The following is a 22,857-nucleotide window of genomic DNA, read 5'->3' as shown; positions in this document are numbered from 1 at the left end:
GTTATTTGCAGGGAGTCGCTTTCAGCGAAGTTTTAATCCATTCAGCACTGGTCACCCCTTCAGGCGGGTTGACACATTCGGCCGGGTACCGCTTGACGTTGTAGACTTCGGGCTTGCCACTCTTCTTGGTGTACTGGCCATAGACCATCTCCTGAACCGCCTGATGCCCGTTGCCAAGCGCCATGCGTACCGTTCCGCTCGGTGCCTCGAATTCGAGATTGGTCAGGGCGGCGGCAATCTGGTCCTTGTTCGGCTTGCCTGGTTTGCCGGCAGATGCCTTGTCGGCAGCGGTTTTCAACCCAAGTAAGGCCTGGGCCATCTTGTAGGAGGGATAGGTTGGTGGGGTACCGAAGCGGGCGATGTAGTTGGTACGAAACCAGTCATTAAGGGCATTGCTCGGAGCGAAAACCCCGAACGGTCCACGCCCGCCGAGTACTGTCCCTTCGGCAATCTGGTCAGAGAGACGATACATTGCCGTTTCTCCACAGGTAAAGACTCCAGTGTGATCTTCAAACAGGCCACGAGCGGCACCCTGCAAAACCAGCCCTTCCATATCACCGCCCCAGAAACTTGAATGGATGAATTGGGGATGGCTGACCATCAGGGCGGAAATTTCCGAACCGTACTGCCCGGCATAGATCTTCGGGAATTGCTCGGTCTTGATTTCAACGCCCAGCTTCAGAACCTCCAGCGCGCCCTTGAAGTCATTCCAGGAGTCCTGGCCCCAGGCGTAATTCTGGTTAATACCAGCCACCGACTTGAGATCGGGTTTGAGATCGAGAACGTAACGGGCGGCAGCCACATTGTCCATCGTCGAGGTGGGACCGGTACGGAAGACATACTTGTAGGCGTTCTCTTCGAAAACCCGCGGGGTACCACAATCAAAAAAGATGGTTAAGGCGCCGAGTTCCTCGGCAACTGGCGCGATCGCCAGGCAATCGCCGCTGGAGATGTAACCAATGACCGCATCGACATTCTTGCGCTGCACCAGGTTGCGGAACTCTCCGACCTGCTTGGTACCACCACCGGCCTCGTCGATGATGGTCGGGTCGATCGGCAGGCCAGCGACTCCTTTGCTGTTGTAGGGAGCTGGCAGAGTGCCATTGTTGATCGCCTCGATCACCAGTTCAGCGGCATTGCGCGCCGGCACTCCAAAGGGCCCTGCGGCTCCGCCGGAAAGGAAGGTGACCAGCCCGAGATTGAAGCTCCCCTCTTCTGCATCCGCTGCGGCGGGAAGGCCGATGAACAGGACAGGAAGCAGAAGCAAGCTTGCCAAACGAGACAGGAGACGTTTACCACTGTGAGTTCGCTGTACCATGTTTTCCTCCATGAGAACTGGGGCGCGCGGCCGTTGGTGGCGAAATTGCCGGCATCGGTCCTCGCACAATGCCAGGGGCGAATCCTTGGTGAGAGCCCCCTGAAAATAATCAATCAATGTTTTAGCAATGAGCGTGCCACCAATTCGAAATATTGCAACATCTTGTTTTTACATATAAAACTATATTTTTTTTGACTGACGCGAAAATGACTATTGCAAACATGCAATAGCCCACAGAATAAGGCGGGAGTGTCGGTGGGGATTTGGCCTTATTTATCGGGATGCTAGGGAGGGATTATTGCGGGAATGAAAAGGTCATTGCAAATATGCAATGCTACTTCAAGCCGTGCTTACTCGCCTTGCGCCACAGGGTGGTGGTATGAATATCGAGAGCCCGGGCCGCTGCCATTTCAGTGGGAGCATTCTTCAGGGCTTCCTGGATCATTTGCTTTTCCAGCCGGTCCAGGGCATCCTTCAGACTCAAGGGCAAACCGCCGCCTGCGTCGGTCGAAATTCCGGAGTCGAGTTCGAGCGGCAGGTCTTCCGCTCCAATCGTTTCATTCTCGGACATGACCGCCATCTGCTCGAGAATGTTGAGCAACTGGCGGACATTCCCCGGGTAGGAGAAGCTCTGCAGGGTGTTGAGAACGGTCGGTGTCAAGCGTTTGTTGGTGGCGTTTTTCTTATTGAATTCTTCGAGAAACTTCTGGACCAGCGGGGGGACATCCTCCCGCCGGGCACGCAGCGGCGGAATCTCGATGGGAACCACATTGAGTCGGTAGAAAAGATCTTCCCGAAACTGGTGATTCTTCATCATCTCCGGAAGGTCGCGGTGCGTCGCGGCAATGATCCTGACATCAACTGTCACCGGCTTGGTGCCGCCGACGCGGGTAAACGTCCGCTCCTCGATCACCTCCAGCAACTTGACCTGCAGATCCGGCTTAAGTTCGCCAATTTCATCGAGGAAGAGGGTTCCGCTATGGGCAGCCTCGATTAAGCCGGCCTTCCCCTCGCCACGGGCCCCGGTAAATGCCCCTTTCTCATAGCCGAAAAGCTCGCTTTCGATCAGTGATTCCGGGATGGTTCCGCAGTTGATCTTCACGAAGGGGCGATCCTTGCGCCGGCTCATCTGGTGAATCGCCTTGGCCAGCATGGTCTTCCCGGTACCCGATTCACCACTGAGGAGGACCGAGATGTCAGAAGCTGCTACCTTAACTGCCCGGTGAACCACCTGAACCATCGACTTGCTCTTGACCACCATATCCTTGAGCATCTGCCCAAGCTCTTCCTGTTCCAAAATCGACTGGTAGTAGCGGTTGCTGAGCAGCCGGCTGTCATCGAGTTCGGCCCGCAGATGATTCAGCTCGGTGATGTCCCGAACGTTGGTCACAATCAGGACGATGTCGTCGTCATCGTTGAAGATCGGTGTCCCGGTCACCATCACCTGTTTGCCCCCGCGGATATGCTGGAGCATATTGACCTGGCGGCGTTTCGCCAGAACTTCGAGCGTCGCCGAACAGTCAAAGACCTGCTCGGAGACCAGGGTTTGCATGTTTCTACCAAGCAGATTGGCCCGGGAAAGGCCGGTGATTCGTTCGTAAGCGCTGTTGACGCGGATAGTAACCGCCTTGCCATCGGCGATATAGAGACCATCCTCGGAAGACTCGAAAATGGCTTCCAACTCGCGGTGCAGGGTTTGATACCCCTGTAACTTGGAGATGATGGATTCGTATGCGGAGATATCCTGGAAGATCGACAACGCACCAACAATCTTTCCAGCAAGGACGATTGGACTGCGATTGACGATGATCGTCGCCTGGGGAAGAGTGATTTTGCGGCCCAACTGGGGCTCGCCCGTCTCCAATACGCGTTTCAGGTCGGGCCAGGCCTCGGGTCGAACCCGGGAAAAATGCTGGCCGACAATCGTCTCCGTCGGTTCGTTGAAAATCCGGGACGCAGCCAAGTTATAGCAAGTGACGATGCCCCGGTCGTCCAGGATCATAATGCCATTGTGACTGGCATTGATGATCGCGGCCATCGGCCCCTGCAGGTCCATCAGAAATTGCAGTTCACTGGCTGCCATCGGTATCCTTGATTCGACCGTAAAAACCTGGAGGGTGCCGGAAACTCTATACTCAGCGTTACGGAAGGCGAATAAACCGGTTTAGCGCTTTACTTGACGAAGTAGCCGGCAACCCGCCAGGTTCCGTCCTTGTCGAGCATCACGGTGACGATCTCGCTGGCCTTCCCCCGGGCTTTGTAGGTGGTGTCGTAGGTGAGGAGGATATATTCCCCGTCCGGGCTCTCCTTGGCCGTGGTGCTGTAGGAGATCGAGTCCTCGGTCCGCGTCACCATCGGGCCGGCGATCGAGCGGATCTTGTTGAGCTTGTCGACCCACTCTGCCTCGGTGACCTTCTCTTTCAGCAGGCTGGCGGCGTTCTGCCAGCTCGCGGCGAAGGCGTCCTGGTCGACCTGCTGCAGGAAGGCCGCTGCCGCCGTCCGCGCTGCCGCCGCCTTTTCCTTGGGGGGGCGCTCGCTGAACTGTGGAAAAAAGATGATCACCAGGGCGACCAGGATCAGCATGGCATGGATACGATACTTGCTGGAAAGCACGAGCAACCTCCGGGAGCGAGAGAGGATAAGGGATAGGAATGCCTACTATAAAAGGGATCGCCGCATCAGGCAAGGGGGAAGAAGGGCAGATAAATGGATGATTCGGCTTGAACCGACGGCAACCGGGTTGCTAAACTGTGGCACCGTCCGATCCCCGGGCGCCACGCCCTGACCCGAGACCGAGGCCAACTGATGAGCAAAGCGAATACGACCTTCGAAAAGGGGCTGGCCCTCTTCAGCGCCGTCACCTCCTTCATCTTCGTCTACTATGCCCTCGGCCTGCTCAACGCCAGCGGCGTGCCCCAGTGGGACCGGGTCTTCGGCTACGTCGCCATCGGCTACGGCCTCGGCAACATCTACATCCTCAGCGCGGTCTGGCGCCTGAGCGGCGGCTGGGCGCTGTGGGCCAACAAGCTGATCGCCCTCTGCTTCTACGGCGTCTTTCTCCTCGACCTGTTCCAGACCGGCGTCAAGAGCAACCTCGAGTATGTCGGCGCCCTCGGTGTCGCCGGCGTCCTCTGGCTCAACTGGTACGCGATCAAAACCCTGGCCGGGCGCCGGCAGGAACCGGCCACCGAGGAGCGCAAACTGAAAAAGCAGAAAGGGAGCCGCCGCTAGCCCTGCCCGCCCAGCAGCGCCCCGTTTCCTTCCCCCCAAGAACGAAACAGGCCGCCCGCCCGGAGCATTCCGGACCGGCGGCCTCTTGATTCTGCCCCCCCTCCCCTGGCGCCGCTACTCCTCGGCTTTCGGCATCAGCACCCAGAGCAGCAGATAGATGAGGATGCCCGGAAAGGCGGCGCTGAGGATACTCACCAGGACGTAGACGAAGCGCACCACCCACGGGGTCCAGCCAAAATATTCCGCAATCCCGCCGCAGACCCCGCCGATCATCTTGTCGCTTCGGGACCGCGCCAGTTTGCGTTTTTCCAGATTCCTGTCCATGCCATCCTCCGCCCGAATCAGCACATAGGGGTCTCAGATCTCAACTTTTGACACTCCTCAGGTTTGCCTCCAGCCGCTCGTTCACTAATGACCTCTATCAAAGAAGCTGAATGTGTCAAAGGTTGAGACCTGACCCTGCCCCTCTTGTTTCTCCCGAAAAGTCAGCTGGCCATGCGCAGTTTCTCGATTCTCCTTTCCGGACGGTTCAGTGCCAGGTCGTAAGTCCCCTGTAGGTTGAGCCAGAACTCGGGGGTGGTATCGAGAGCCTGCGCCAGTAGCCAGGCGGTATCCGAGGTGATGCCGCGCTTGCCCCGGACGATCTCGTTGACGCGTTGAACCGGAACCTTGATGTGCGCGGCGAACGCAACTTGGCTGACGCCGAGTTCGTCGAGGAACTCTTCCTTGAGGATTTTCCCGGGATGGGACGGGATGCGGTTTTCAGGGATCATGGTTTCTCTCCTTGGCGCCTCTAGTGATAATCGGTCAGGCGCACTTCGTAGGCGTTACCGCCCTTCCAGCGAAACACGATCCGCCATTGGTCGTTGACCCGGATACTGAACAGTCCCGCAAGGTCTCCCTGCAACACTTCAAGGCGATTACCCGGGGGAGAGCGCAGATCCAGAACATCGTGGGCGGCATTGAGCATGTCGAGTTTGCGAAGGGTGCGGTTGACGATTTCCAACGGCAGCCGACGAAGGTCTTTGTCGCTGGTGCCGTGATACAGCGCTTCCGTCAGCTTGTCGCCAAATGATGCAATCACCCTGTCGAACCCTCCGCATAGATTTTAACGCTTACACGGATACCGTGCAACAGTTAAGTCAAATTGAGAGAATGGTTAGCTGCGCAATTCTTTGAGCCGTGAGTTGCCGAGACTAGACAGAGTTTCCGTGTCGGCAGAGTTTTCGTGTCAGGCCTGCAAACGTGCAATTTCAGCTATTTCCATATTTGCAGGCCTGACACGATTGCCTCTTCTATGTCAGTGGCGCGCGCGGCTTCTTCAATCCTCGCGTCGGCGCGTATTTGTTCGACCGCGAGCAGCTTATCGCCGCAACCGGCAATGCCAACCCCGAGGAGGTCGCGCGCGAGTTGCGTGATCGAGGTCTGCTCATCTGTCACGAGCCTAGCCGGCTGCAGGCGAAACAGCGGCTGGCCTGGCTGGATGGCAAATGGGTCCGGTTCTTCACCGTCCGCACGTCGATTCTGGGGGAGGCGGAAGACAGCGAGATGGATGGCCAGATGGTTAAAGCCGGTGATCCTCTCGGTCTCGACGACTAACATCAACGGCGGCGGCCCCGGAATTCTCCGGGGCCGCCTGCATTTCACCAGAACAAGGAGGAAAAACCTGTGAAAGACAAACACCAGGCGCTGAATGAATTTCTGCGCCGTCGGAGAACCGAAAGGGAGAACCTGCTCAAAATGGTGCTCGGAAAATGCCCCGTCTGCGAGGGTGATGTCGTTACCGCTGGCGGTAATTATTTCTGCCATAATCACCAGAAATGTGGCTTCATCGTTCGTCGGGATAAGCTGAGCAAAGCCGGGAAGCCGGAGATCATGCCGGAGGAGATGATCCAGCTTCTAAAGCGCGACAGGATCCACCTCGATCTGCGTTTTGCCAACGGAGTGAATTACAGCTGCGGCGGGCGGTTGTTTCTCCATGATCGATTTGGTTGGGGGGTGCAATTCTGCAACCTGCCCAAAGACCAGGAATCGTGCCAAGGCCCCACCTCCTCAGGTCCCGCGCCGAGGATGCTGGTCCAGCGCACCCGCGAGGCCCAATTGGCACGGGAAAAGCGCAAGCCGGTGGCCGACAAAGAGTTTGAACAGCCTCCCTGCAATCGAATCCCGTCAAACCTGACGCTGAAGCGCCGGCAGGAATAGTAGCGGGAAGGTCGGGAACGCGGGAAAAGCCTTGCACCTTCTCGGCCTACCCCACCACACCATCGACCCCATCAAAAATGCGAGACAAGACCAACAGGCCCCTACCCGTTATGGGTAGGGGCCTGTTTTTCCCTTCTTTATGGCAACAAAAAATGCTACTTTGTCGGGCGGAATTCCATGTTTTTACTGGGCCTTTTGGGGGGCATTCTATGGCGGGACCGGGGAAAAAGAAGGAAGCCTTCGCGCGGGTCGAAATTGACGCGCAGCTCAAGGAGGTCGGCTGGAAGCTGACCGATGGCGTCAGCGTCCGCTACGAGTACCAGCTGCCGGACAGCACCTTTGCCGACTACGTGCTATGTGACCGCAATGGCCGCTCGGCGGCCGTTATAGAGGCCAAGCGCCCCGGTCAGACTTTGCAGGCAGCAGCCAAGCAGGCTAAAAACTACGCCGCTCAGCTCGACAATGTGCCCTATGCCTTTCTAGCCGATGGCGAGCAAATCCTGTTCTGGGACTATGAGACCGAAGCCTTCCCCCGCCCCGTTTCCAGCTTCTTCAGCCAGGTTGACCTCGAACGCCGCCTTGCCCGCCGCAAGCTGCGGGTCGATCCCCTGACCAAATCGATTGACACCAGGATCGTCGAACGCGACTACCAGAGGGATTGCATCGACACCCTCTGTAAGGAGATGGCGACCGGCCGGCGCAAACTGCTGGTCGAGATGGCCACCGGGACCGGCAAGACCCGCACCGCTGCCGCTTTCATGAAGCGCCTCTTCGAAGCCAACGCCGTTACCCGAGTGCTGTTTCTGGTCGACCGGATCACCCTCGCCAAGCAGACCGAAGACGCCTTCGCCGAGCACCTCCCGGATTATCCCTGCTATGTCCTGCGCACTGGGAGGCGTTTCCAGGACGAGAAGCTGATCACCGTCACCACCCTGCAGTCGATGACCAACATCTACCGCGACTACTCGGCCGGTTACTTCGACCTGATCGTCACCGACGAGTGCCACCGCAGCATCTACGGCAAGTGGGGCGGCATCCTCAAGTACTTCGACGGCGTGCAGGTCGGCCTGACCGCCACCCCCTTCACCAGCGAGATCGAGACCGGGGACGACGAGGACCACCTGTTTGTGCGCGACACCTTGCGGTTCTTCGAGGTCGACAAGCCGACCTTCCGCTACACCCTCAAGCAGGCGGTCGACGAGGGGTATCTGGCACCTTACCAGATCTACAAGGCGAAGACGGTCAGGACTGCCGCCACTGACGGCATTGAGGTCAAGAAGTCCGAGCTTGACTGGTCAGCCATGTCGAAGAAGGACTGCGCCGAATTCGAGGAACTGTTCGCCAATGGCGATACGGTCAAGGTCGACCCTAACGCTCTGGAGAGGCGCTTTACCATTCCCGAGCGGAACCGGGCCATCGTCCGCGAGTTTCTTGACGTGCTGGCCAACGGCTACCAGGACAAAAAGGGGGTGATGCGCTACCCCGTTCCGGGCAAGACCATCGTCTTTGCCGTCACCAAGCGCCACGCCGAGACCCTGGCGTTGATGTTCGACGAGGCGTTCGCCCACGAGAAACCTTCCCCCGAGGTCCGCTACGCCGACTTCGTGGTCTCCGGTTTCGGCAAGGACGATACTCTCGATGCCGCAACCAAGATCCGCCGTTTCAAACGCGAGGCGTTCCCGAAAATCCTGGTCTCGGTCAACATGCTCGATACCGGTTTCGATGCTCCCGAGGTGGTCAGTCTGGTCATGGCCCGTTTCACCCGGTCGGTGGTGCTCTACCGGCAGATGCGCGGTCGGGGTACGCGCAAGGCTCCCGGCAAAAGCCGCTTCACCATGTTTGACTTTGTCGGTGTCACCGACTACCACGACGATGACGAGACGACGGCAGAAGGGGGCCTTGTCAAGGAGGGGCGACCCAAGTACAAGTCGAACCCTCGCAACCTGCTGACCCTGGACATCGACGACCATATTGACCCGAACACCCGCGAATGGGTGACGATCGACGAGAACGGCAACTTCATCTTTGTCGATGCCGACGCGCAGGCGCAGGCCCAGGTTGCCGCCCGTTTCGAGGCATGGTTGGCAGAGCAAGGAGGGTTCCACTCGGAACAGCTGCGTTTCCTGCGCACCGTTGGCGAGTACCTGAAGGCCAACGCCGGCCGGCTCGATGTTTTCACCGCCGACCACTTCATGGTGCCTCCCTTCAGCCACATCGGCGGGCTGCAACGCGCCGTGGCTACCTTTGGCAACAAAGAGCGCTTGGCCGTCCTTCTCGATGGTCTCAACCGAGCCGTCTTTGCCGATGTTGACGGCGACGAGAAAACCATCCACGATCAGCAATCCCGCTAGGAGTTTTCCAGCATGGCTTTGACCCCCGAACTTCGTCAGAAGGTAGACCAGATCCGCAACTACCTTTACGGCGGTGGCTATCCCGACCCCATGTCCAACGCCGAGCAGCTGGCGTTCCTGTTCTATTTCTATCTTTCCGAAGGGCAGGACCGCGACAACGCCGCCCGGGCTCGCATCTCCAAGCAAGAGTACGCCAGCGTCTTTGCTGGCAACTGGACTCTGCGCAATCCGCTCAACGCCCCGGTCGAGGGGCAGAAGACCATCCCCGCCGACCGGCTGCGTTGGTCGATCTGGGCCAAGGGGATGACCGGCGAGGGGCTGGTGCGCTTCGTCCGTGACGAGGTCTTTGCCTTCTACGCCGAGATGGCGAACCGTTCCGCCTACAACTTCATGGAGGGGGCGCGACTTGGTATCGACGAACCGACGGTGCTGACTCAGGTGGTCGGGCTGGTCGATGAACTGCGCCTTGACCAGGCCGACGCCGACACCAAGGGCGACCTGTTCGAGCATGTCCTCAAGCAGATCAGTCAGGCTGGCGAGTTGGGCCAGTTCCGCACTCCCCGTCATGTCATCCGCGCCATGGTCCGCATTCTTGACCCGCAGGTCGGGGAGACGGTCTACGACCCGGCGGCCGGTACCGCCGGTTTCCTCGTTGCCGCCTACGGCCACATGAGATTGCAGAACAGTTCGGCAGGTGCCATTGAGCAGGTCGAGGTCGACGGCAAGCTGGTGCAGCGCGGCCCCGGGGACATGCTCTCTGCCGCCAAGTGGGAGGTGCTGGCACACAACACCTTCTATGGCAACGACGTCGACCCGAAGATGGTCCGCCTTGCCACTATGAACCTGACCCTGCGCGGCTTGCCGCAGGTCTACATCCGCCGTCGCAACGTGCTCACCACCACCCTCGACGCCCAGCAGAAGCAGGAGCGCGGCCTACCCCTGGACGGCTACAAGGTGGTCCTTGCGAATCCACCGTTCTCCGGCCGGGTCGACAAGGACCGTATCGTCGATGACGTCAAGGTTGGCACCACCACGGCTACGGAGCTGCTATTCCTGCGCTACATGGTCGACAGCCTCAAGGCCGACGGTCGCTGCGCCGTGGTTGTCCCCGAGGGGGTGCTGTTCGGTTCCACTGGGGCGCACAAGGAGCTGCGCCGCCAACTGCTGGAAAACAACACCGTCGAGGCGGTTATGTCTCTTCCGGGCGGAGTATTTCAGCCTTACTCTGGGGTCAAGACGTCGGTGCTGGTCTTCCGCAAGGGGGGCAAGACCGGGCGGGTGTTGTTCCTGCACGCCGACAACGACGGCTACAAGCTCGACGCCCAGCACACCGCGCCGATCGAGCAGGACGACCTGCCGGGGCTGGTGACGGCCTACCAACAGCGGGAGCTGAATTGGCAGGAGTGGCAGGGCCGGGACGAAGGGGCGGTATGGGCGAACCAATGGTGGTTCGCTACTGCCGACACGATCCGCGCCAACGACTTTAACCTGTCGGCCAGCCGTTACCGGCCGCTGTCGCAGGCGCAGGTCGAGCACCGTAGTCCGCTGGAGTTGTTGGACGTAATGGCCGCCATTGAGCGGGAGATTTTGGAGGAGGTTGAAGGTTTGCGGGATGCTCTTCAGGAGGGGCGGGCGTGAGTCAATGGCCGACAGCTCTTCTGGGTGAAGTTTGCCAGATTGTTGGTGGAGGGACGCCAACAAGGACAAATCCAGAATTTTTCGGTGGCGATGTTTTATGGGCGACGCCCACAGATGTTACCGCACTTGAGGGCCTGTATATTTCGCAGACTAAGGAAACGGTAACCCCACTTGGTTTGCAAAAGAGTAGTGCAAGGCTTTTGCCGGAGTGTTCCGTTCTTCTTACGAGTAGGGCAACAATTGGCTTTACGGCGATTGCAACAAAGCCAATCTCTACCAATCAGGGATTTGCGAACTTCATTTGTGGCGACCGGGTTCTCCCGGAATTCTTGGCCTACTGGCTCCCAACACAAAAAGACCTGATGCTACGGGAAGCCGGTGGTACTACGTTCAAAGAAATTAGCAAAGGTGCTCTCAAGAAGTTTCGTATCCCCCTGCCTCCTCTCGACGAACAACGCCGCATTGTAAACATCCTGAAGCGGGCGGACAGCATCCGGCGGTTGCGGAAGCAGGCCCTGGAAACGACGCGGGAGTTGATCCCGGCCCTGTTCGTCGACATGTTCGGCGACCCGGCGACCAATCCGAAGGGGTGGGAGACTCAGCCCCTTGGAGATGTAGTCGAATTCAGGAGTGGTGGCACCCCTTCGAAGCAGCGTCCTGAATTTTGGGATGGCCTTATCCCGTGGGTGTCTCCCAAGGACATGAAATCAGACAACATTTGCGATGCAATTGATCATATTTCGCAGAAAGCATTGGAGGAAACCACTCTGAAGGAAATTCCTCCTGAAAGCGTCCTGATCGTTGTTCGAGGGATGATTCTGGCACATACGGTGCCGATTTATTCTAATGTGTCAATGGTTACGATCAATCAAGACATGAAGGCGATGGTTCCGAAGAGCCAACTCGTAGGCAAGTACCTGCGGTGGGCGTTGCAATGCCAGCACGGTTATTTGCTGTCCAAAGTATCTTCGTCAGCTCACGGCACCAAAAAAATTGACATGGATATCTTGCAGGAATTGTGCTTGCCAATTCCCCCGCTTACCCAGCAGCAGACCTTTGCGCAAAAAGCCTCAGCCATTCATTCGATTGGTTCTCAGCATGTTGAACACGAGAAAAGGACAGCAGAATTGATGCAATCCTTGATGTCCGAATTTTTTACCTAAGCTTGGATGTTTTACAAAACTACAGGGGGTTATCGTGTCCGACGAAAAGAAAAAAACATTGGGCTACCGCAAGGCTGAGTTTTTTGCTCCGACAGCAAAGACTCTTGAACAGTACCTTGCAGAGGCGCACACCAAGTTGCCTGACGTTGCACAGCGCCGCGTGGTAATGCCTGGGCATCCTGTTCTGGAATGCAGAAAGCATCAGAACCAAGCTTCGCTTGGCGTTTTTCTCCACATCGCGGCGTACTCGCCTGGAGAGCATGCTTCTGTTGTTCCCATGACCGCCGGCACACAACCGGCTGATGTCACCACCACACCTCCTCCCGACCAGTGCGAGTTCATGGATGGAGATATCATGGCCTTGGTCGCGGGCAATCATGTGCTGCTTTGTTCGTCCAATCTTCACGAGAAGAAGGCGGAGCGCTACATGGTGGAGGTCATCGAGGCCGCGAAGATCGACGCCAATGCCTCCAAATTCGGCCTTTGCAAGAAAGCCGATGTTGACAAAGTCCGCCTGATCCAGAGCCAAGGGGTTCGGTCGATCAACCTGAATGCGACATTATTTGACGCAACTCTGGATCATCTTGAGAGAACGACCGTAAGGAAAAAGATCGGCGGAAGGCTGATGGACGAAATCAAGGCCCTGATTTTGGAGGACCATGATGCCGCAGAGCTCGAAGAGGCGGAAAACCTCAGCGCACATGTCATACTGAAATATGACAGTCGCAGAAAAGACAGCACTATTGGTAGGCAGAGCATTGAGTCATTGGCTAGTCAGATGATTGAAGATGGCGACGACGGCTTTACCATCGAGACTCTTGGTGGGGAGAAAATCAATGGCGCTGACATCACACTGAGAAAGACGGTCTCCCTCCCTAAACATGGGAAGTCTGTTTTCTGCGGTGATGCATGGCGGGCCTTGGAGCAGTACTACTACGAATTGCGAGATGGCGGATTGCTGGAGCAATAGCGTATGGCTACAGACAGAGAGCAAATTGCTTGGCCGCGTATCATCTTTTTCAGTGTTTCAATCCTTGCCGGCGCAGCTGGGGCAATCTATGGACAGCCCCTGATTCATGATAACGACTTAGCGATCAATGTCATCGTCACGGTGTTTTCTGTCCTGGCTGGTTTTCTCGTTGCGATCATGACGATGATGGGAGACCCAAGTGCTTTTGCCGGGCATAGTTGGCGCGCCAACGAAAAAGGCCGCAAGAAAATTTTCAACCAGCTTGTCCGCCAGAAGTGGATGTTCATCCTCTACCTTGCGACCTTGGGGCTCGTTCTTGCTGCGAGCCTTGTCGGAAAAGTGCTTCCCGATGTTGCGGTCTGGATGGAGCGAGTGTATTTGGGGACGGCCATCTCAGCGTTCATCTTGTCGCTTGGTTTGCCGGCGACGTTGATGAAGATCCAGCTTGCCAAGCACGACGAGATCACCAAGTCGAAGATGCCGGGGCAGAAGCCTCAGCCCTGAGAGCGGCAGCGGGAACACCGGGAACCACGGGAAAACCCTTGCGGTAGGTAGCCCTACCCCACAACTCCACCGACCCCACCGAAAAAACAGAGAACAACGACACAGCCCCGAGCCAACGGCTCGGGGCTTTTTACTGAGTTCAACCGACTTTTAAAGCTCGTACTACCTCCTTGGCAATCAGGCCGCCTACGCCAAGGAGGAATCGATGCGCACCTTTCTTTCGCCGGTCGACGTGACGTCGGCCGACCTGCCACCCCCGGTTCGCACCGCCGTCGAGCGGGCCGTCGCCACCCTGTTTTCTGCCCACACCACTGGTACCCACCACTACACCCCCGAGGACGACGGCTACGTCGTGCTAGTCGAGGCCAGCGACTCACCCGAGACCATCGACACCGTGCTCGGCCATCCCCCCGAACGCCTGCCGTGGGAGGGAGGCTACCGCGACGGCGACATGCTGGTCGGCGTGCTGCTACGCAACAACCAGTTCGGCCTGACCGTCGTCGTTCCCCCCGATGCTGATCCAACCCTGCGCCAGCACCTGCTGAACGCTCTTGCCGACGAAGGGAGGACGACGTGATCGCTCGCCTGCCCAAGCCGGCGCACCCGATCTGGTGGTGCGCAACTTACATCGTCGAGAAGGTCGCAACCTGCGCCATCTGTCACTTCATGGCCGCGAGGAAGGAGAAGATTGATGATCGAATTGAAGTCAGCTGCCCGAGCTCGGGAACTTGCGAGCATGCTGCCTGCGGTAGCTGTTCAGCGGATGGTGGCGTTCGAGGGGGACGACGGCGCGTACGATCCCGAGGCGCACGGTCACATCGTCGTCCTGGAGGAGGGTGACACGATCGAACAGCTCCTGCCGGACTTCGACTACCAGGCCCCGCCGTTCGAGTACGTATTCCGCGCCTCGGGGATCTTCGAGGCGGTCATGCCGCTGGCCGGTGATGCCGTGCTGGCTTTGATTATCCCTGACGCGCCTTGGCTGGATGCCCGGCTGCGGGAAGTGCTCGACGGCATGGCGATGGAGGAGTCTGGCGATGTCTAGAATCTAGGCAGGAAAAACCTTCACGCTTCGATGCCACCCAGTTTTAGCGGGAAAAAAGTAAAGTAGCACCTCAGGACGAATCACATGGAGGGGCCCGCCACTTTGGCGGGCCTTTTTGTTTTTCCTAGTCTTTTCAGCTTCCTTCGGCGGCAAAGGGGCAAAGAACATCCCATTGGAGGACATTTGCCGCGCGGCCGGGAAAATCCAGACCCGTGACGCCAAACCGCCCCCCCCTGACCACACACAGACCACAGTCCGCCGCCGTCCCCTCGGCAAATCCAGCAACCAGGGCAGAGTTTTCTTGTCAGGCCTGCAATCGTGCAATTTCAGCTATTTCCATATTTGCAGGCCTGACACGATTGCCTCTTCCTCGGCAAATCCAGCAACCAGGGCAGAGTTTTCTTGTCAGGCCTGCAATCGTGCAATTTCAGCTATTTCCATATTTGCAGGCCTGACACGATTGCCTCTTCAAAGAGGGAGGATTGCCACCGCTTCCTACCTGGCGTTCCTCACCGCTTCGGATTCCCGGCGGTACTCTTCGAAGGAGGAGCTGGTACTCTCCAGGCAGCGGCTGCGTTCCAGCGCATCGAAGATCTGGTTGCACTGGTTGCGTTGCCAGCTCTGGCCGGACTCGTAGAGCTGCCGTGACGAGCAGCCCCCCAGGCCGAAAAGGAGCAAAATCCCGAACAGTAGAGCGAAATATCGCATGTTTGGTTCCCCTTGGCACCGTGAGGAATTTGGTTCCGCAAAAAGCAATTCCGGAGATTCCCCTAGCGTGCCCAGTCCCCCGTTTTCTCCAGGGGGCAATCGAGCGCCTTGGCCAGCCGGATCGCCTCGCTCTGGAGGCCCTTGCCGGCGGAGGCCGCGACGAGATGTTTCCCCCGGCCGTGAACTATCTCCAGACGATAGCGCGGCTTGTCGGGGCTGCTGCTCAACGTGTTGGCGTGCTCCAGACCCGGCGTCAGGGTGCGGTGCAGTTCTACGGCCCGAACCTCGCCGTTGTGCAGGCAAACCTTGCCGAGCGGGAATCCCGCCAACGTTTTGGTCATGCGAAAATGTCCTTCCCCGTTGACGGTCACTGAAGTCCGCAGCAGGGTGCCGAGCAGCACGAGGGCCATCAGAACGGCGAAACACCAGAGGAGGATTTCGACCAGGAGCGGGGCATCCTCCAGTCTCAGCGCCAGCCCGGTCAGCCCAGCCCCGGCAGCCAACGCGATGGCCGAGACCACGGGGGCGGCAGGGGATTCATATCGATATCGGTTGGCGTCCATGCACAATTATCCTGGGGGTCATTTCACTAACGTAGAAGTAACCGGCCTATGTGGCTTTATCGCGCAGCGCCCGTGTGGGCTGACAGGTCGGGCATCTGATTTTCCCTGTCACGGCATATTCTTGCCGTCCCGCCAGCGCCGACTTTTCTGTCATGGCAGCACGTGCTTGGCAAAAAATTCCCAAATCAATGTACTTGCAAAGCTTTCGTGTCAGGCCTGCAATCGTGCAATTTCGGCTATTTCCATGTTTGCAGGCCTGACACGATTGCCCTCTTCAAATATTCCACCTATTTCCATGTTTGCAGGCCTGGCACGAATGCCCTCCTCTAACAACCAGACCGAAGATTCGCACGTTGCACTCCCACTGCGATGCCGCGAGAGATGGTATAGCCGTTGATTCCGGCCTCATTTTGCCGATGGCGGCGCTGGAAACAACACGAATGGCCCCTTCGGTTCCTGCCCGGGAGGGACGAAGGAAGGTGCCGGCGCGCCAGCGTCGCCAAGCTGCCGGACGAAGCGGTAGATGGCGCGCAGGTCGCCCTCAGTCATGTCACGGAGGGCAAACCAAGGCATCGGCGGCCGGAATTGGGCTGTCCTGGCGATCTGGACCCATTGGTCCTCGGAAAAGTTCTGCATGTAGAGTCGCAGGTTGCTGGAATAGGTCGTACCCCAGGGGCCACGCCAGCCGAGTTGGTCGCCCATCAACCATTGTGCTTCCGGGATATTTCCGCCGGATTGGGCGTACCCGGCCGTATGGCAGTCGTTACAGCCGGCGATCCTGGCCAGATACCTGCCGCGGTTCAGGGACTCGGCATCGGCCTCTGCCGCGGGTTGCGCGAATGAGCTTGTTACCGGGGAAACAGCAAGCAACAAAATCCCGACCAACACTTTCCGTAGCGTGAACATCGTCGTCACCATACCTGGAGGTTAAAGAGATATTGGGCTTTAGCCCTGGCTGTTGCACCACGTCCTGGGCGGATAAGGACTTCGGCTATCGCAGGCATCCCATCCTTCGCAGCCGTGCCCGTTCATTTTCTCGCCGTACTGCGTCCAAGTCAATAATGGCCTCAACCGCGTCCAACTCGGCGATGTACTCTTCCGGCATACCCATATGGCGCGCCCCGCCTACGACCATCGCCTGGTACCAGTCGTAGGGGCGCAGCGACAAATCGAAGTGGGAGGGCCGGACCACATAGGCGATGGGGGAATAGACCACTCCCGCCAGCGAAACCCGGAACGGTCGAACATCATACCCCTGGCCCAGCCCTTCGGCCCGATCCAGGAGAGGTTGTTCCAATGCATCCATCGCATAGAGGACGCCAAAGGCGAGATGCCCCGGCTGGTTGATAAAGGTGCACTTCCCCGAACCGTCCTCGCTGCGTTTTGCATCGCGCACCACCATGCCCGGCAGCTCCACGACCCCCAGGGGAAGCGCACTTGGACATCGTTCGCGTAACCGCAGCGGGTGCATGTTGGAGCCATAGGCGAGGTAATGGAGCGTCGGCATGAGGGTCAGGGGTTCGGGAGGCAGCAGTCTGCTGCCGTAAGAGTCACTCCCCCTCCCAGTAGTCGAGGGATGCGTCGGCGCGACCAACGAAGACAAAGCGCTGCGCCTTGCCCTCGGAGTCTGCACCGAACTCGGCCAGGACGCCAAATTTTCCCGAGTCGGGGTATTCGGCGATCTCGGGCGAGAGCTTGGTACTCACGGCGAGATAGCGCAATTCTTCGGCCCCCGTGTTGGTGATCTGGTGGGCGCTCTCTTTTCCGCCGGTAGGAAGAGCGATTACGTCACCGGGGCGGATTGGGTAGACGCTCTCGCCGATCCGGACTTCGCCGGTCCCCTGCAGGACAAAAACCATCTCTTCGTTGACGCGGTGGTTGTGAAAAGGGAATGCGCGTTTCCCCGGCGGCACAGCGGTGATGTTGTAAACGAGTTTTTGTGCGCCAACGCGCGGGCCAATAAATCCCATCCGGGCGTCGAATCTCTCTGCCGCGGATCCGGAAGGGGCGAAGCCGGGAGGGCGCGGCCCAAGCTCGACATCGGCAATGTTAATGATTGGCTTTGGCATGGGTGTCTCCAGGTTGCGGAGTTGGTAAAAATTGGTGACAGGAGGAATGGGTTGTGGCGTCTGACGCTTGAGTTCAGGCCACGGCCTGTCAGGGTTGTGCCGCCTGCAGTGAATTGTATAGGTAGCGGCGTAAACCGACACCCAAATTGTGTAGACAATACCAGCAACGTAGAGCCCGCCAAAGACCTCTTTGTTGTGGCGAGCAAGCCAGAGCGGCAAATAACCCCTGTATCCGTGTTCGCTTTTTTGCGATTTGTTAGGTCTATAGCGGCACCAGTTTTCTTGGACACTGATTTGGGATAGAATCCCGATGTCCAAGGAGATTAATAATGACAACAAACAACAAGAACGAAACAGTCACTGGGCCTTTGGCCGAAGGGCAACGTTGGAGCGCTGCCCGCAAGCGTGAAGTGGTTCTGCGCTTGCTGCGGGGCGAATCGGTTGATGCTCTGTCCCGCGAGTTGAGCATCGAAATCTACCGCCTGGAGCAGTGGCGAGAGAAAGCGCTGACCGGAATCGATGAGTCGTTGAAACAACGTCAGAACGATCCGACTCAAGCGGAACTCAACCAGGCCATGCGCCGGATCGGGCGGTGTAAATCAGTTTGTGTAAATGGCTTGGGTTTTTGTCGTCAGTAAACCGGCAACCTGCCTTCGAACAAGATAGAGAACTGGTTGAGAGCGGCCTTCCAGTCCCGAATCGGCAGGGTCCATTTCTTGGCGATATTGTTCAGCGCCAGGTAGAGCAGTTTGAACATGGCTGCGTCGTTGGGGAATGAGCCCCGGTTCTTGGTGACCTTGCGCAGCGACATGTTCAGCGATTCGATCGCATTGGTGGTGTAGATCACCTTGCGAATCTCCGCCGGGTAGGCGAAAAACGGGGTGATTCTCTCCCAGTTCCGCCGCCAGGACTGGCCGATGGAGGGGTGGGTTTTATCCCACTTCGCTTCGAACTCCGTCAGGTTCATTTCGGCCTGCTCGGCCGTCGCGGCCTGGTAAATGGACTTCAGATCGGCCGCCACTTCCTTGCGCTGTTTCCAGGAGACGTAGCGGAGAGAATGGCGCACCATGTGAACGAGGCAGAGCTGGACCTGGGTGCGAGGAAAGACTGCTTCGATGGCCTCGGGGAAACCTTTGAGCCCGTCCACGCAGGCGATGAAGATGTCTTCGACACCCCGGTTTTTCAACTCGGTCACCACCTGTAGCCAGAACTTGGCGCCCTCGTTCTCGGCCACCCACATGCCCAGGACCTCCTTGATGCCGTCCAGGGTGACGCCCAGGGCCAGGTAGACCGCTTTATTGCTGACGTGGCCGTTGTCTCGCACCTTGACCCGGACCGCGTCCATATAGACGATGGGATAGAGGGCGTCGAGCGGTCGGTTCTGCCAGATCTTGACCTCGTCCGCGACGGCATCGGTCACGCTGGAAATGAGGGCGGGAGAGACCTCGACGCCATAAATCTCTTCCAGATGCCCCTGGATCTCCCGGGTCGTCATCCCCCGGGCGTAGAGGGAGATGATCTTGCCGTCGAAGCCGGCGAAGCGGGTCTGGCCCTTGGGAATGATGAGCGGCTCGAAGCTGCTGTCCCGGTCACGCGGAACCTCGATCGGCAGTTTGCCGAATTCGCCCTTGATGGTTTTGGCCGACTTGCCATTGCGGGCATTGCCGCCTTTCGTGGCCACGGGAGCATGCTTCTCGTGCCCCAGGTGTTGGGTCAATTCCGCTTCCAAAGCTCGTTCCAGAAGGGCCTTGGTGAGCTGTTTAAGCAAGCCGGTTTCGCCGATCAGGTCTTCGGGCTTCTTGTAGTCGGCAAGCAGACGGTCCAGCAGATCTTTTTCGATGGCCATGGGGGCTCCTTAGAGGGTGGGGTCCCGGTGTACCCCTGAATGGCCATTTACACAATCTTTTTTACACCCTCCCGGATCGGCGAATTGACCATGGAAAACGAACTACTTTGGGAACGGGTTAAAAAACCCGGCCCTTTAGCCAAACGGAGGTCGTCGAAATGAGCCAAACGATCTCCCCAGGCGCTGAAAAGGCCTACGGCGTCCAGCGGGTTTGCAATGTTTGGGAGCAGGCTCGCTCCTCGTTCTACCATGCCTCGCGCCAGATTCCGCAATCAACTCCCAAGCGTCGTGGCCCACGTCCGTCAATCAGTGATGAGGATCTTCTCGCCATGATCCGTCACGATCTGGCCACGTCCCCGTTCACCGGCGAAGGACACCGCAAGGTCTGGGCCAGGCTGCGGATTTGTGACGGCGTGCGCATCGCACGCAAGCGGGTTCTGCGGTTGATGCGCGAGAATCATCTGTTGTCACCTCACCGGGGTTGGCCCAAAGCAGCCAAGGCGCATGATGGTAAAATCATCACCATGGCTCCGAATCTAATGTGGGGCACCGATGGCACCCGCGTATTCACTCTCGACGAAGGCTGGGTCTGGATCTTTAGCGCCGTCGAGCACTGGAACGCCGAATGTGTCGGCTGGCATGTTTGCAAGACCGGCGACCGTTATGCTGCTCTTCAACCACTTTCCATGGCGTTAGACAACATCTATGGGGGCGTAGAGAAAGATATTGCCCGAGGGTTGTCTCTGCGTATGGATCACGGCACCCAGTACCTCTCAGACCATTTTCTGAACCAGATCAAGTTCTGGGGAATCACCCCCAGCTTTGCCTTCGTTGCCGAACCACAGACCAACGGAGTTGCTGAACGATTCAACCGCACCTTGAAAGAGCAAGCCATCTATGGCCGAATATTCCGTACCATCGATGATGTTCGCGAGGCCGTGAAAACCTTCGTCGAACTCTACAACAGCGAATGGCGAGTCGAGAAAAATGGCTTCCGGTCGCCCGACGAAATCCGTCAGGCGGCATAATCTAAACTTGTGTCCAAGGAACCGGTTCCGCTACACGATTTGATACTAGTGCAGGCCCCCTCCATAGATACCGGACCATCCGGTATCCTTTGAGAAACAAGAAACCCTCTCAAAGAAAGGAGCCTGCACCATGAAATTCTACACGAAACAGCACCAATTCTATTGCGGCGTCGATCTGCATGCAGACGCCATGTACGTCTGCATCCTTGATGCGACCGGCGAGGTGGTGGTTCATCAGAACATCCCGACCAAACCGAAAAACTTCCTGCGACTGATCAAACCCTACCGCTCCGGCATCGTGGTCGGCTGCGAGTGCATGTTTACCTGGTACTGGCTGGCCGATCTGTGCACCGAGCAGGAGATTGACTTCGTCCTCGGTCATGCCCTCTACATGAAGGCAATTCACGGCGGCAAGGCCAAGAACGATCGCATCGATTCCCACAAGATCGCCGTACTGCTGCGCGGCGGTTCTTTTCCGCTGGCCTATACCTACCCCAAGCCGATGCGGGCGACGAGGGACTTGCTGCGCCGCCGCAATCATCTCGCCCGCAAACGGGGCGAACTCTTCGCCCACATCCAGAACACCGCCACCCAGTACAACCTCCCCGAGCCGCTGGGACGTATCGCCAAACCGAGCGAGCGCGGTGATCTGCTCAAAAAGTTTCCCGATTCGGTGGTACGTCGCATGGTCGAGGTCGACCTGCTCACCATCGAACATTACGAACAGCTGCTGGATCGACTGGAGCGGGAACTGGAGCGCATCGCCACCGGTCATGATCCGATCAACCTGGCGCTGCTCAAATCGATTCCCGGGGTCGGCAAGATCCTCGGCATGGTGATGCTCTACGAGATCGAGGACATCGCCCGCTTCCCCCGCGAGCAGGACTTTGCCTCCTATTGCCGGCTGGTCAAGCCGGGCAAGGAATCGAACGGCAAGCATTATGGCCATTCGGGCAAGAAGATCGGCAACGCCCATCTGCGCTGGGCTTTTGGCGAGGCCGTGGTGCTGATGCTCAAAGGGAACAAGCCGGCTCAAACCATGCTGCAACGCCTGGCCAGCAAGCACGGCAAGGGGAAAGCCCTGGCCATCCTGGCCCATCGTCTCGGTCGTGCCGTCTATTACATGCTCAAAAATCAGGTGCCCTTCGACCAGGACAGGTTCCTGCGCAAGGCCGCCTGACGCGGAGGGGGCGGATCAGCCAGACCGTCTAACTGGAGGCAACCACAGCGGCGAGATAAGCTCGGCGGCCATAAGCAAGCGCAGACTTCTGGGCCAACAGCCCGACTTGGGCCGCATCATCCGCCAACTTCCGCCAGCCGGTTTGTTTTGATTGGAGGTCCGCCCCGCTCCAACAGCTTGCGCGATGGTCCAAAGGGCCCGCGCCGGATTCTGCCCCTTCCCCGATCCCGCACCTAACTGCGGCCATCGGCACCAAGATGGACCTCGCTATTTTGATTGGGACGGCATGAGGGCACGAGCGTGATTCCAGGCGGCAGGGAGAACCAGGTCGACAAAGACCGGCCCCTGCATCAAGAGCCTCGATAAGTGTTTGGAGCAGAATTCGTCTGCAGCCAGAAGAGAATCCCAAGCCGGAACCCGGTTGGCTCTTAAGTGATCAGTCGCATGTCAAAGAACGGGAGGGAAAACCTTTTTCGTTATCGGACTTTTTTACCCTTGACGGCCGGGGGCCTGATAAGTGTTAGGTCGGTCGGCGGAGTCGGAAGAAAACGTATGGAGCAACCGCTACCCAGGCCAGAACGACAACCCAGACGCGCCCTTCCAGAATGTTGTAATTGGCCAGCAATTTCGCCCAGGAGTGGCCGCCGACAAAATGGAAAAAGAGAAACTCGAACGCGATGGTAAGTGACATCCAAAGCAGACCAATGCAAACGGCTTCCAGGTCAGAAGAGGGCGGGAAGAAGTGGACAAAGGCGAAGATAATCGCGCCCAGCAGCAGAACGCTCGTGAGAGTTGACAGTTGATGAGCAGAAAGTTCGCTCATTAGCTTGCCATAGGTGAAGTCCCGAACGGCGCCATTTGCGATGGAAACGAGCAACATGACGAACCACGCGGCAAGGTATTTCGCGATGCTTGAGATAGTCATGATCGGTAATCTGCCAAACAGCATATATACGGATCCGTATAATCTCCTGATTTTCGGCCCGATGCCGTTTGAAACCCCGGAAAGCCAATTTATTGAATTTTATAATTCCCCAGTAG

General features: G+C 57.9%; 25 protein-coding genes and 1 pseudogene. 13 read left to right on the top strand and 13 right to left on the bottom strand.

All coding sequences use genetic code 11. The annotated features are described in order from the left end of the window. Position 1: 1 nt before the first annotated feature. The 3 genes from ACYQ8E_RS17435 to ACYQ8E_RS17425 form a co-directional block, all read right to left on the bottom strand. Positions 2-1,318 carry an ABC transporter substrate-binding protein gene (locus ACYQ8E_RS17435; RefSeq protein WP_066726522.1) on the bottom strand — a complete coding sequence of 439 codons (1,317 nt, stop codon included), beginning with the start codon at positions 1,316-1,318 and terminating at the stop codon, positions 2-4. 334 nt (positions 1,319-1,652) lie between these two features. Then, positions 1,653-3,401, bottom strand: coding sequence for a sigma-54 interaction domain-containing protein (locus ACYQ8E_RS17430; protein WP_066726519.1), 1,749 nt, complete (start codon positions 3,399-3,401; stop codon positions 1,653-1,655). Between the two features lie 89 nt (positions 3,402-3,490). Next, on the bottom strand, positions 3,491-3,931 hold the full coding sequence (locus tag ACYQ8E_RS17425; protein ID WP_066726517.1) for a DUF4019 domain-containing protein: 441 nt from the start codon (positions 3,929-3,931) through the stop codon (positions 3,491-3,493). Between the two features lie 192 nt (positions 3,932-4,123). On the opposite strand from ACYQ8E_RS17425, the gene ACYQ8E_RS17420 reads away from it, so the two are divergent. Next, entirely contained in the window at positions 4,124-4,549 is a 426-nt protein-coding gene (locus ACYQ8E_RS17420; RefSeq protein WP_066726515.1) for a hypothetical protein, read from the top strand. A 114-nt stretch (positions 4,550-4,663) separates the two neighbouring features. Here the strand turns inward: ACYQ8E_RS17420 and ACYQ8E_RS17415 are convergent, their stop codons facing one another. The 3 genes from ACYQ8E_RS17415 to ACYQ8E_RS17405 form a co-directional block, all read right to left on the bottom strand. Next, complete coding sequence (locus tag ACYQ8E_RS17415; RefSeq protein ID WP_066726513.1) at positions 4,664-4,873, bottom strand: PspC domain-containing protein; 210 nt, start codon at positions 4,871-4,873, stop codon at positions 4,664-4,666. 161 nt (positions 4,874-5,034) lie between these two features. Then, on the bottom strand, positions 5,035-5,322 hold the full coding sequence (locus ACYQ8E_RS17410; protein WP_066726512.1) for a HigA family addiction module antitoxin: 288 nt from the start codon (positions 5,320-5,322) through the stop codon (positions 5,035-5,037). Positions 5,323-5,342: 20 nt separating this feature from the next. Then, positions 5,343-5,633: a type II toxin-antitoxin system RelE/ParE family toxin gene (locus ACYQ8E_RS17405; RefSeq protein ID WP_459859762.1), complete on the bottom strand. Its 291-nt coding sequence runs from the start codon at positions 5,631-5,633 to the stop codon at positions 5,343-5,345. 260 nt (positions 5,634-5,893) lie between these two features. Here ACYQ8E_RS17405 and ACYQ8E_RS17400 point away from each other — a divergent pair, with 260 nt between their 5' ends. The 9 genes from ACYQ8E_RS17400 (at position 5,894) to ACYQ8E_RS17360 (ending at position 14,422) form a co-directional block, all read left to right on the top strand. After that, positions 5,894-6,148 carry a hypothetical protein gene (locus tag ACYQ8E_RS17400; RefSeq protein ID WP_459859763.1) on the top strand — a complete coding sequence of 85 codons (255 nt, stop codon included), beginning with the start codon at positions 5,894-5,896 and terminating at the stop codon, positions 6,146-6,148. Between the two features lie 69 nt (positions 6,149-6,217). Beyond that, positions 6,218-6,751, top strand: coding sequence for a hypothetical protein (locus tag ACYQ8E_RS17395; RefSeq protein ID WP_459859764.1), 534 nt, complete (start codon positions 6,218-6,220; stop codon positions 6,749-6,751). A gap of 209 nt (positions 6,752-6,960) precedes the next feature. Next, positions 6,961-9,102: a DEAD/DEAH box helicase family protein gene (locus ACYQ8E_RS17390; protein WP_459859766.1), complete on the top strand. Its 2,142-nt coding sequence runs from the start codon at positions 6,961-6,963 to the stop codon at positions 9,100-9,102. Between the two features lie 12 nt (positions 9,103-9,114). Then, positions 9,115-10,740, top strand: coding sequence for an HsdM family class I SAM-dependent methyltransferase (locus ACYQ8E_RS17385; protein ID WP_459859767.1), 1,626 nt, complete (start codon positions 9,115-9,117; stop codon positions 10,738-10,740). Next, positions 10,737-11,903 carry a restriction endonuclease subunit S gene (locus ACYQ8E_RS17380; RefSeq protein ID WP_459859768.1) on the top strand — a complete coding sequence of 389 codons (1,167 nt, stop codon included), beginning with the start codon at positions 10,737-10,739 and terminating at the stop codon, positions 11,901-11,903. The genes ACYQ8E_RS17385 and ACYQ8E_RS17380 overlap by 4 nt, the downstream gene beginning before the upstream one ends. A gap of 34 nt (positions 11,904-11,937) precedes the next feature. Further along, positions 11,938-12,873 (top strand): hypothetical protein, encoded by a 936-nt coding sequence (locus tag ACYQ8E_RS17375; protein WP_459859769.1) that lies wholly within the window; start codon positions 11,938-11,940, stop codon positions 12,871-12,873. Positions 12,874-12,876: 3 nt separating this feature from the next. Next, complete coding sequence (locus ACYQ8E_RS17370) at positions 12,877-13,377, top strand: hypothetical protein (protein ID WP_459859770.1); 501 nt, start codon at positions 12,877-12,879, stop codon at positions 13,375-13,377. Positions 13,378-13,582: 205 nt separating this feature from the next. Next, on the top strand, positions 13,583-13,954 hold the full coding sequence (locus ACYQ8E_RS17365) for a hypothetical protein (protein WP_459859772.1): 372 nt from the start codon (positions 13,583-13,585) through the stop codon (positions 13,952-13,954). Between the two features lie 114 nt (positions 13,955-14,068). Then, positions 14,069-14,422: a hypothetical protein gene (locus tag ACYQ8E_RS17360; RefSeq protein WP_459859774.1), complete on the top strand. Its 354-nt coding sequence runs from the start codon at positions 14,069-14,071 to the stop codon at positions 14,420-14,422. 495 nt (positions 14,423-14,917) lie between these two features. Here the strand turns inward: ACYQ8E_RS17360 and ACYQ8E_RS17355 are convergent, their stop codons facing one another. The 5 genes from ACYQ8E_RS17355 to ACYQ8E_RS17335 form a co-directional block, all read right to left on the bottom strand. Beyond that, the gene (locus ACYQ8E_RS17355; RefSeq protein WP_066726510.1) at positions 14,918-15,130 is read right to left on the bottom strand and encodes a hypothetical protein; all 213 of its coding nucleotides are present in this window, start codon (positions 15,128-15,130) and stop codon (positions 14,918-14,920) included. Positions 15,131-15,192: 62 nt separating this feature from the next. Then, positions 15,193-15,693: a hypothetical protein gene (locus ACYQ8E_RS17350; protein ID WP_459859775.1), complete on the bottom strand. Its 501-nt coding sequence runs from the start codon at positions 15,691-15,693 to the stop codon at positions 15,193-15,195. Positions 15,694-16,098: 405 nt separating this feature from the next. Further along, on the bottom strand, positions 16,099-16,599 hold the full coding sequence (locus ACYQ8E_RS17345; RefSeq protein ID WP_066726501.1) for a cytochrome C: 501 nt from the start codon (positions 16,597-16,599) through the stop codon (positions 16,099-16,101). Positions 16,600-16,684: 85 nt separating this feature from the next. Next, positions 16,685-17,200 carry a gamma-glutamylcyclotransferase family protein gene (locus ACYQ8E_RS17340; protein ID WP_066726499.1) on the bottom strand — a complete coding sequence of 172 codons (516 nt, stop codon included), beginning with the start codon at positions 17,198-17,200 and terminating at the stop codon, positions 16,685-16,687. Positions 17,201-17,243: 43 nt separating this feature from the next. Next, positions 17,244-17,762, bottom strand: a complete 519-nt coding sequence (locus ACYQ8E_RS17335) for a cupin domain-containing protein (RefSeq protein ID WP_066726497.1) — start codon at positions 17,760-17,762, stop codon at positions 17,244-17,246. A gap of 329 nt (positions 17,763-18,091) precedes the next feature. On the opposite strand from ACYQ8E_RS17335, the pseudogene ACYQ8E_RS17330 reads away from it, so the two are divergent. Beyond that, positions 18,092-18,352, top strand: a pseudogene (locus ACYQ8E_RS17330) (hypothetical protein); the annotation flags it as partial. A gap of 41 nt (positions 18,353-18,393) precedes the next feature. On the opposite strand, the gene ACYQ8E_RS17325 reads toward ACYQ8E_RS17330, so the two are convergent. Then, complete coding sequence (locus tag ACYQ8E_RS17325; protein ID WP_066722594.1) at positions 18,394-19,608, bottom strand: IS256 family transposase; 1,215 nt, start codon at positions 19,606-19,608, stop codon at positions 18,394-18,396. 158 nt (positions 19,609-19,766) lie between these two features. On the opposite strand from ACYQ8E_RS17325, the gene ACYQ8E_RS17320 reads away from it, so the two are divergent. Together ACYQ8E_RS17320 and ACYQ8E_RS17315 are read left to right on the top strand one after the other, a co-directional pair. Then, the gene (locus ACYQ8E_RS17320; protein ID WP_066726432.1) at positions 19,767-20,636 is read left to right on the top strand and encodes an integrase core domain-containing protein; all 870 of its coding nucleotides are present in this window, start codon (positions 19,767-19,769) and stop codon (positions 20,634-20,636) included. A 130-nt stretch (positions 20,637-20,766) separates the two neighbouring features. Beyond that, on the top strand, positions 20,767-21,816 hold the full coding sequence (locus ACYQ8E_RS17315) for an IS110 family RNA-guided transposase (RefSeq protein WP_066723639.1): 1,050 nt from the start codon (positions 20,767-20,769) through the stop codon (positions 21,814-21,816). A 520-nt stretch (positions 21,817-22,336) separates the two neighbouring features. Here ACYQ8E_RS17315 and ACYQ8E_RS17310 read toward each other — a convergent pair. Then, entirely contained in the window at positions 22,337-22,741 is a 405-nt protein-coding gene (locus tag ACYQ8E_RS17310) for a hypothetical protein (protein ID WP_066729732.1), read from the bottom strand. Between the last annotated feature and the right edge of the window lie 116 nt (positions 22,742-22,857).

Source organism: Desulfuromonas carbonis (assembly GCF_054658035.1).
Note: the sequence above shows the minus strand (reverse complement) of the source record. Positions and strands in the feature narration are given on the sequence as shown.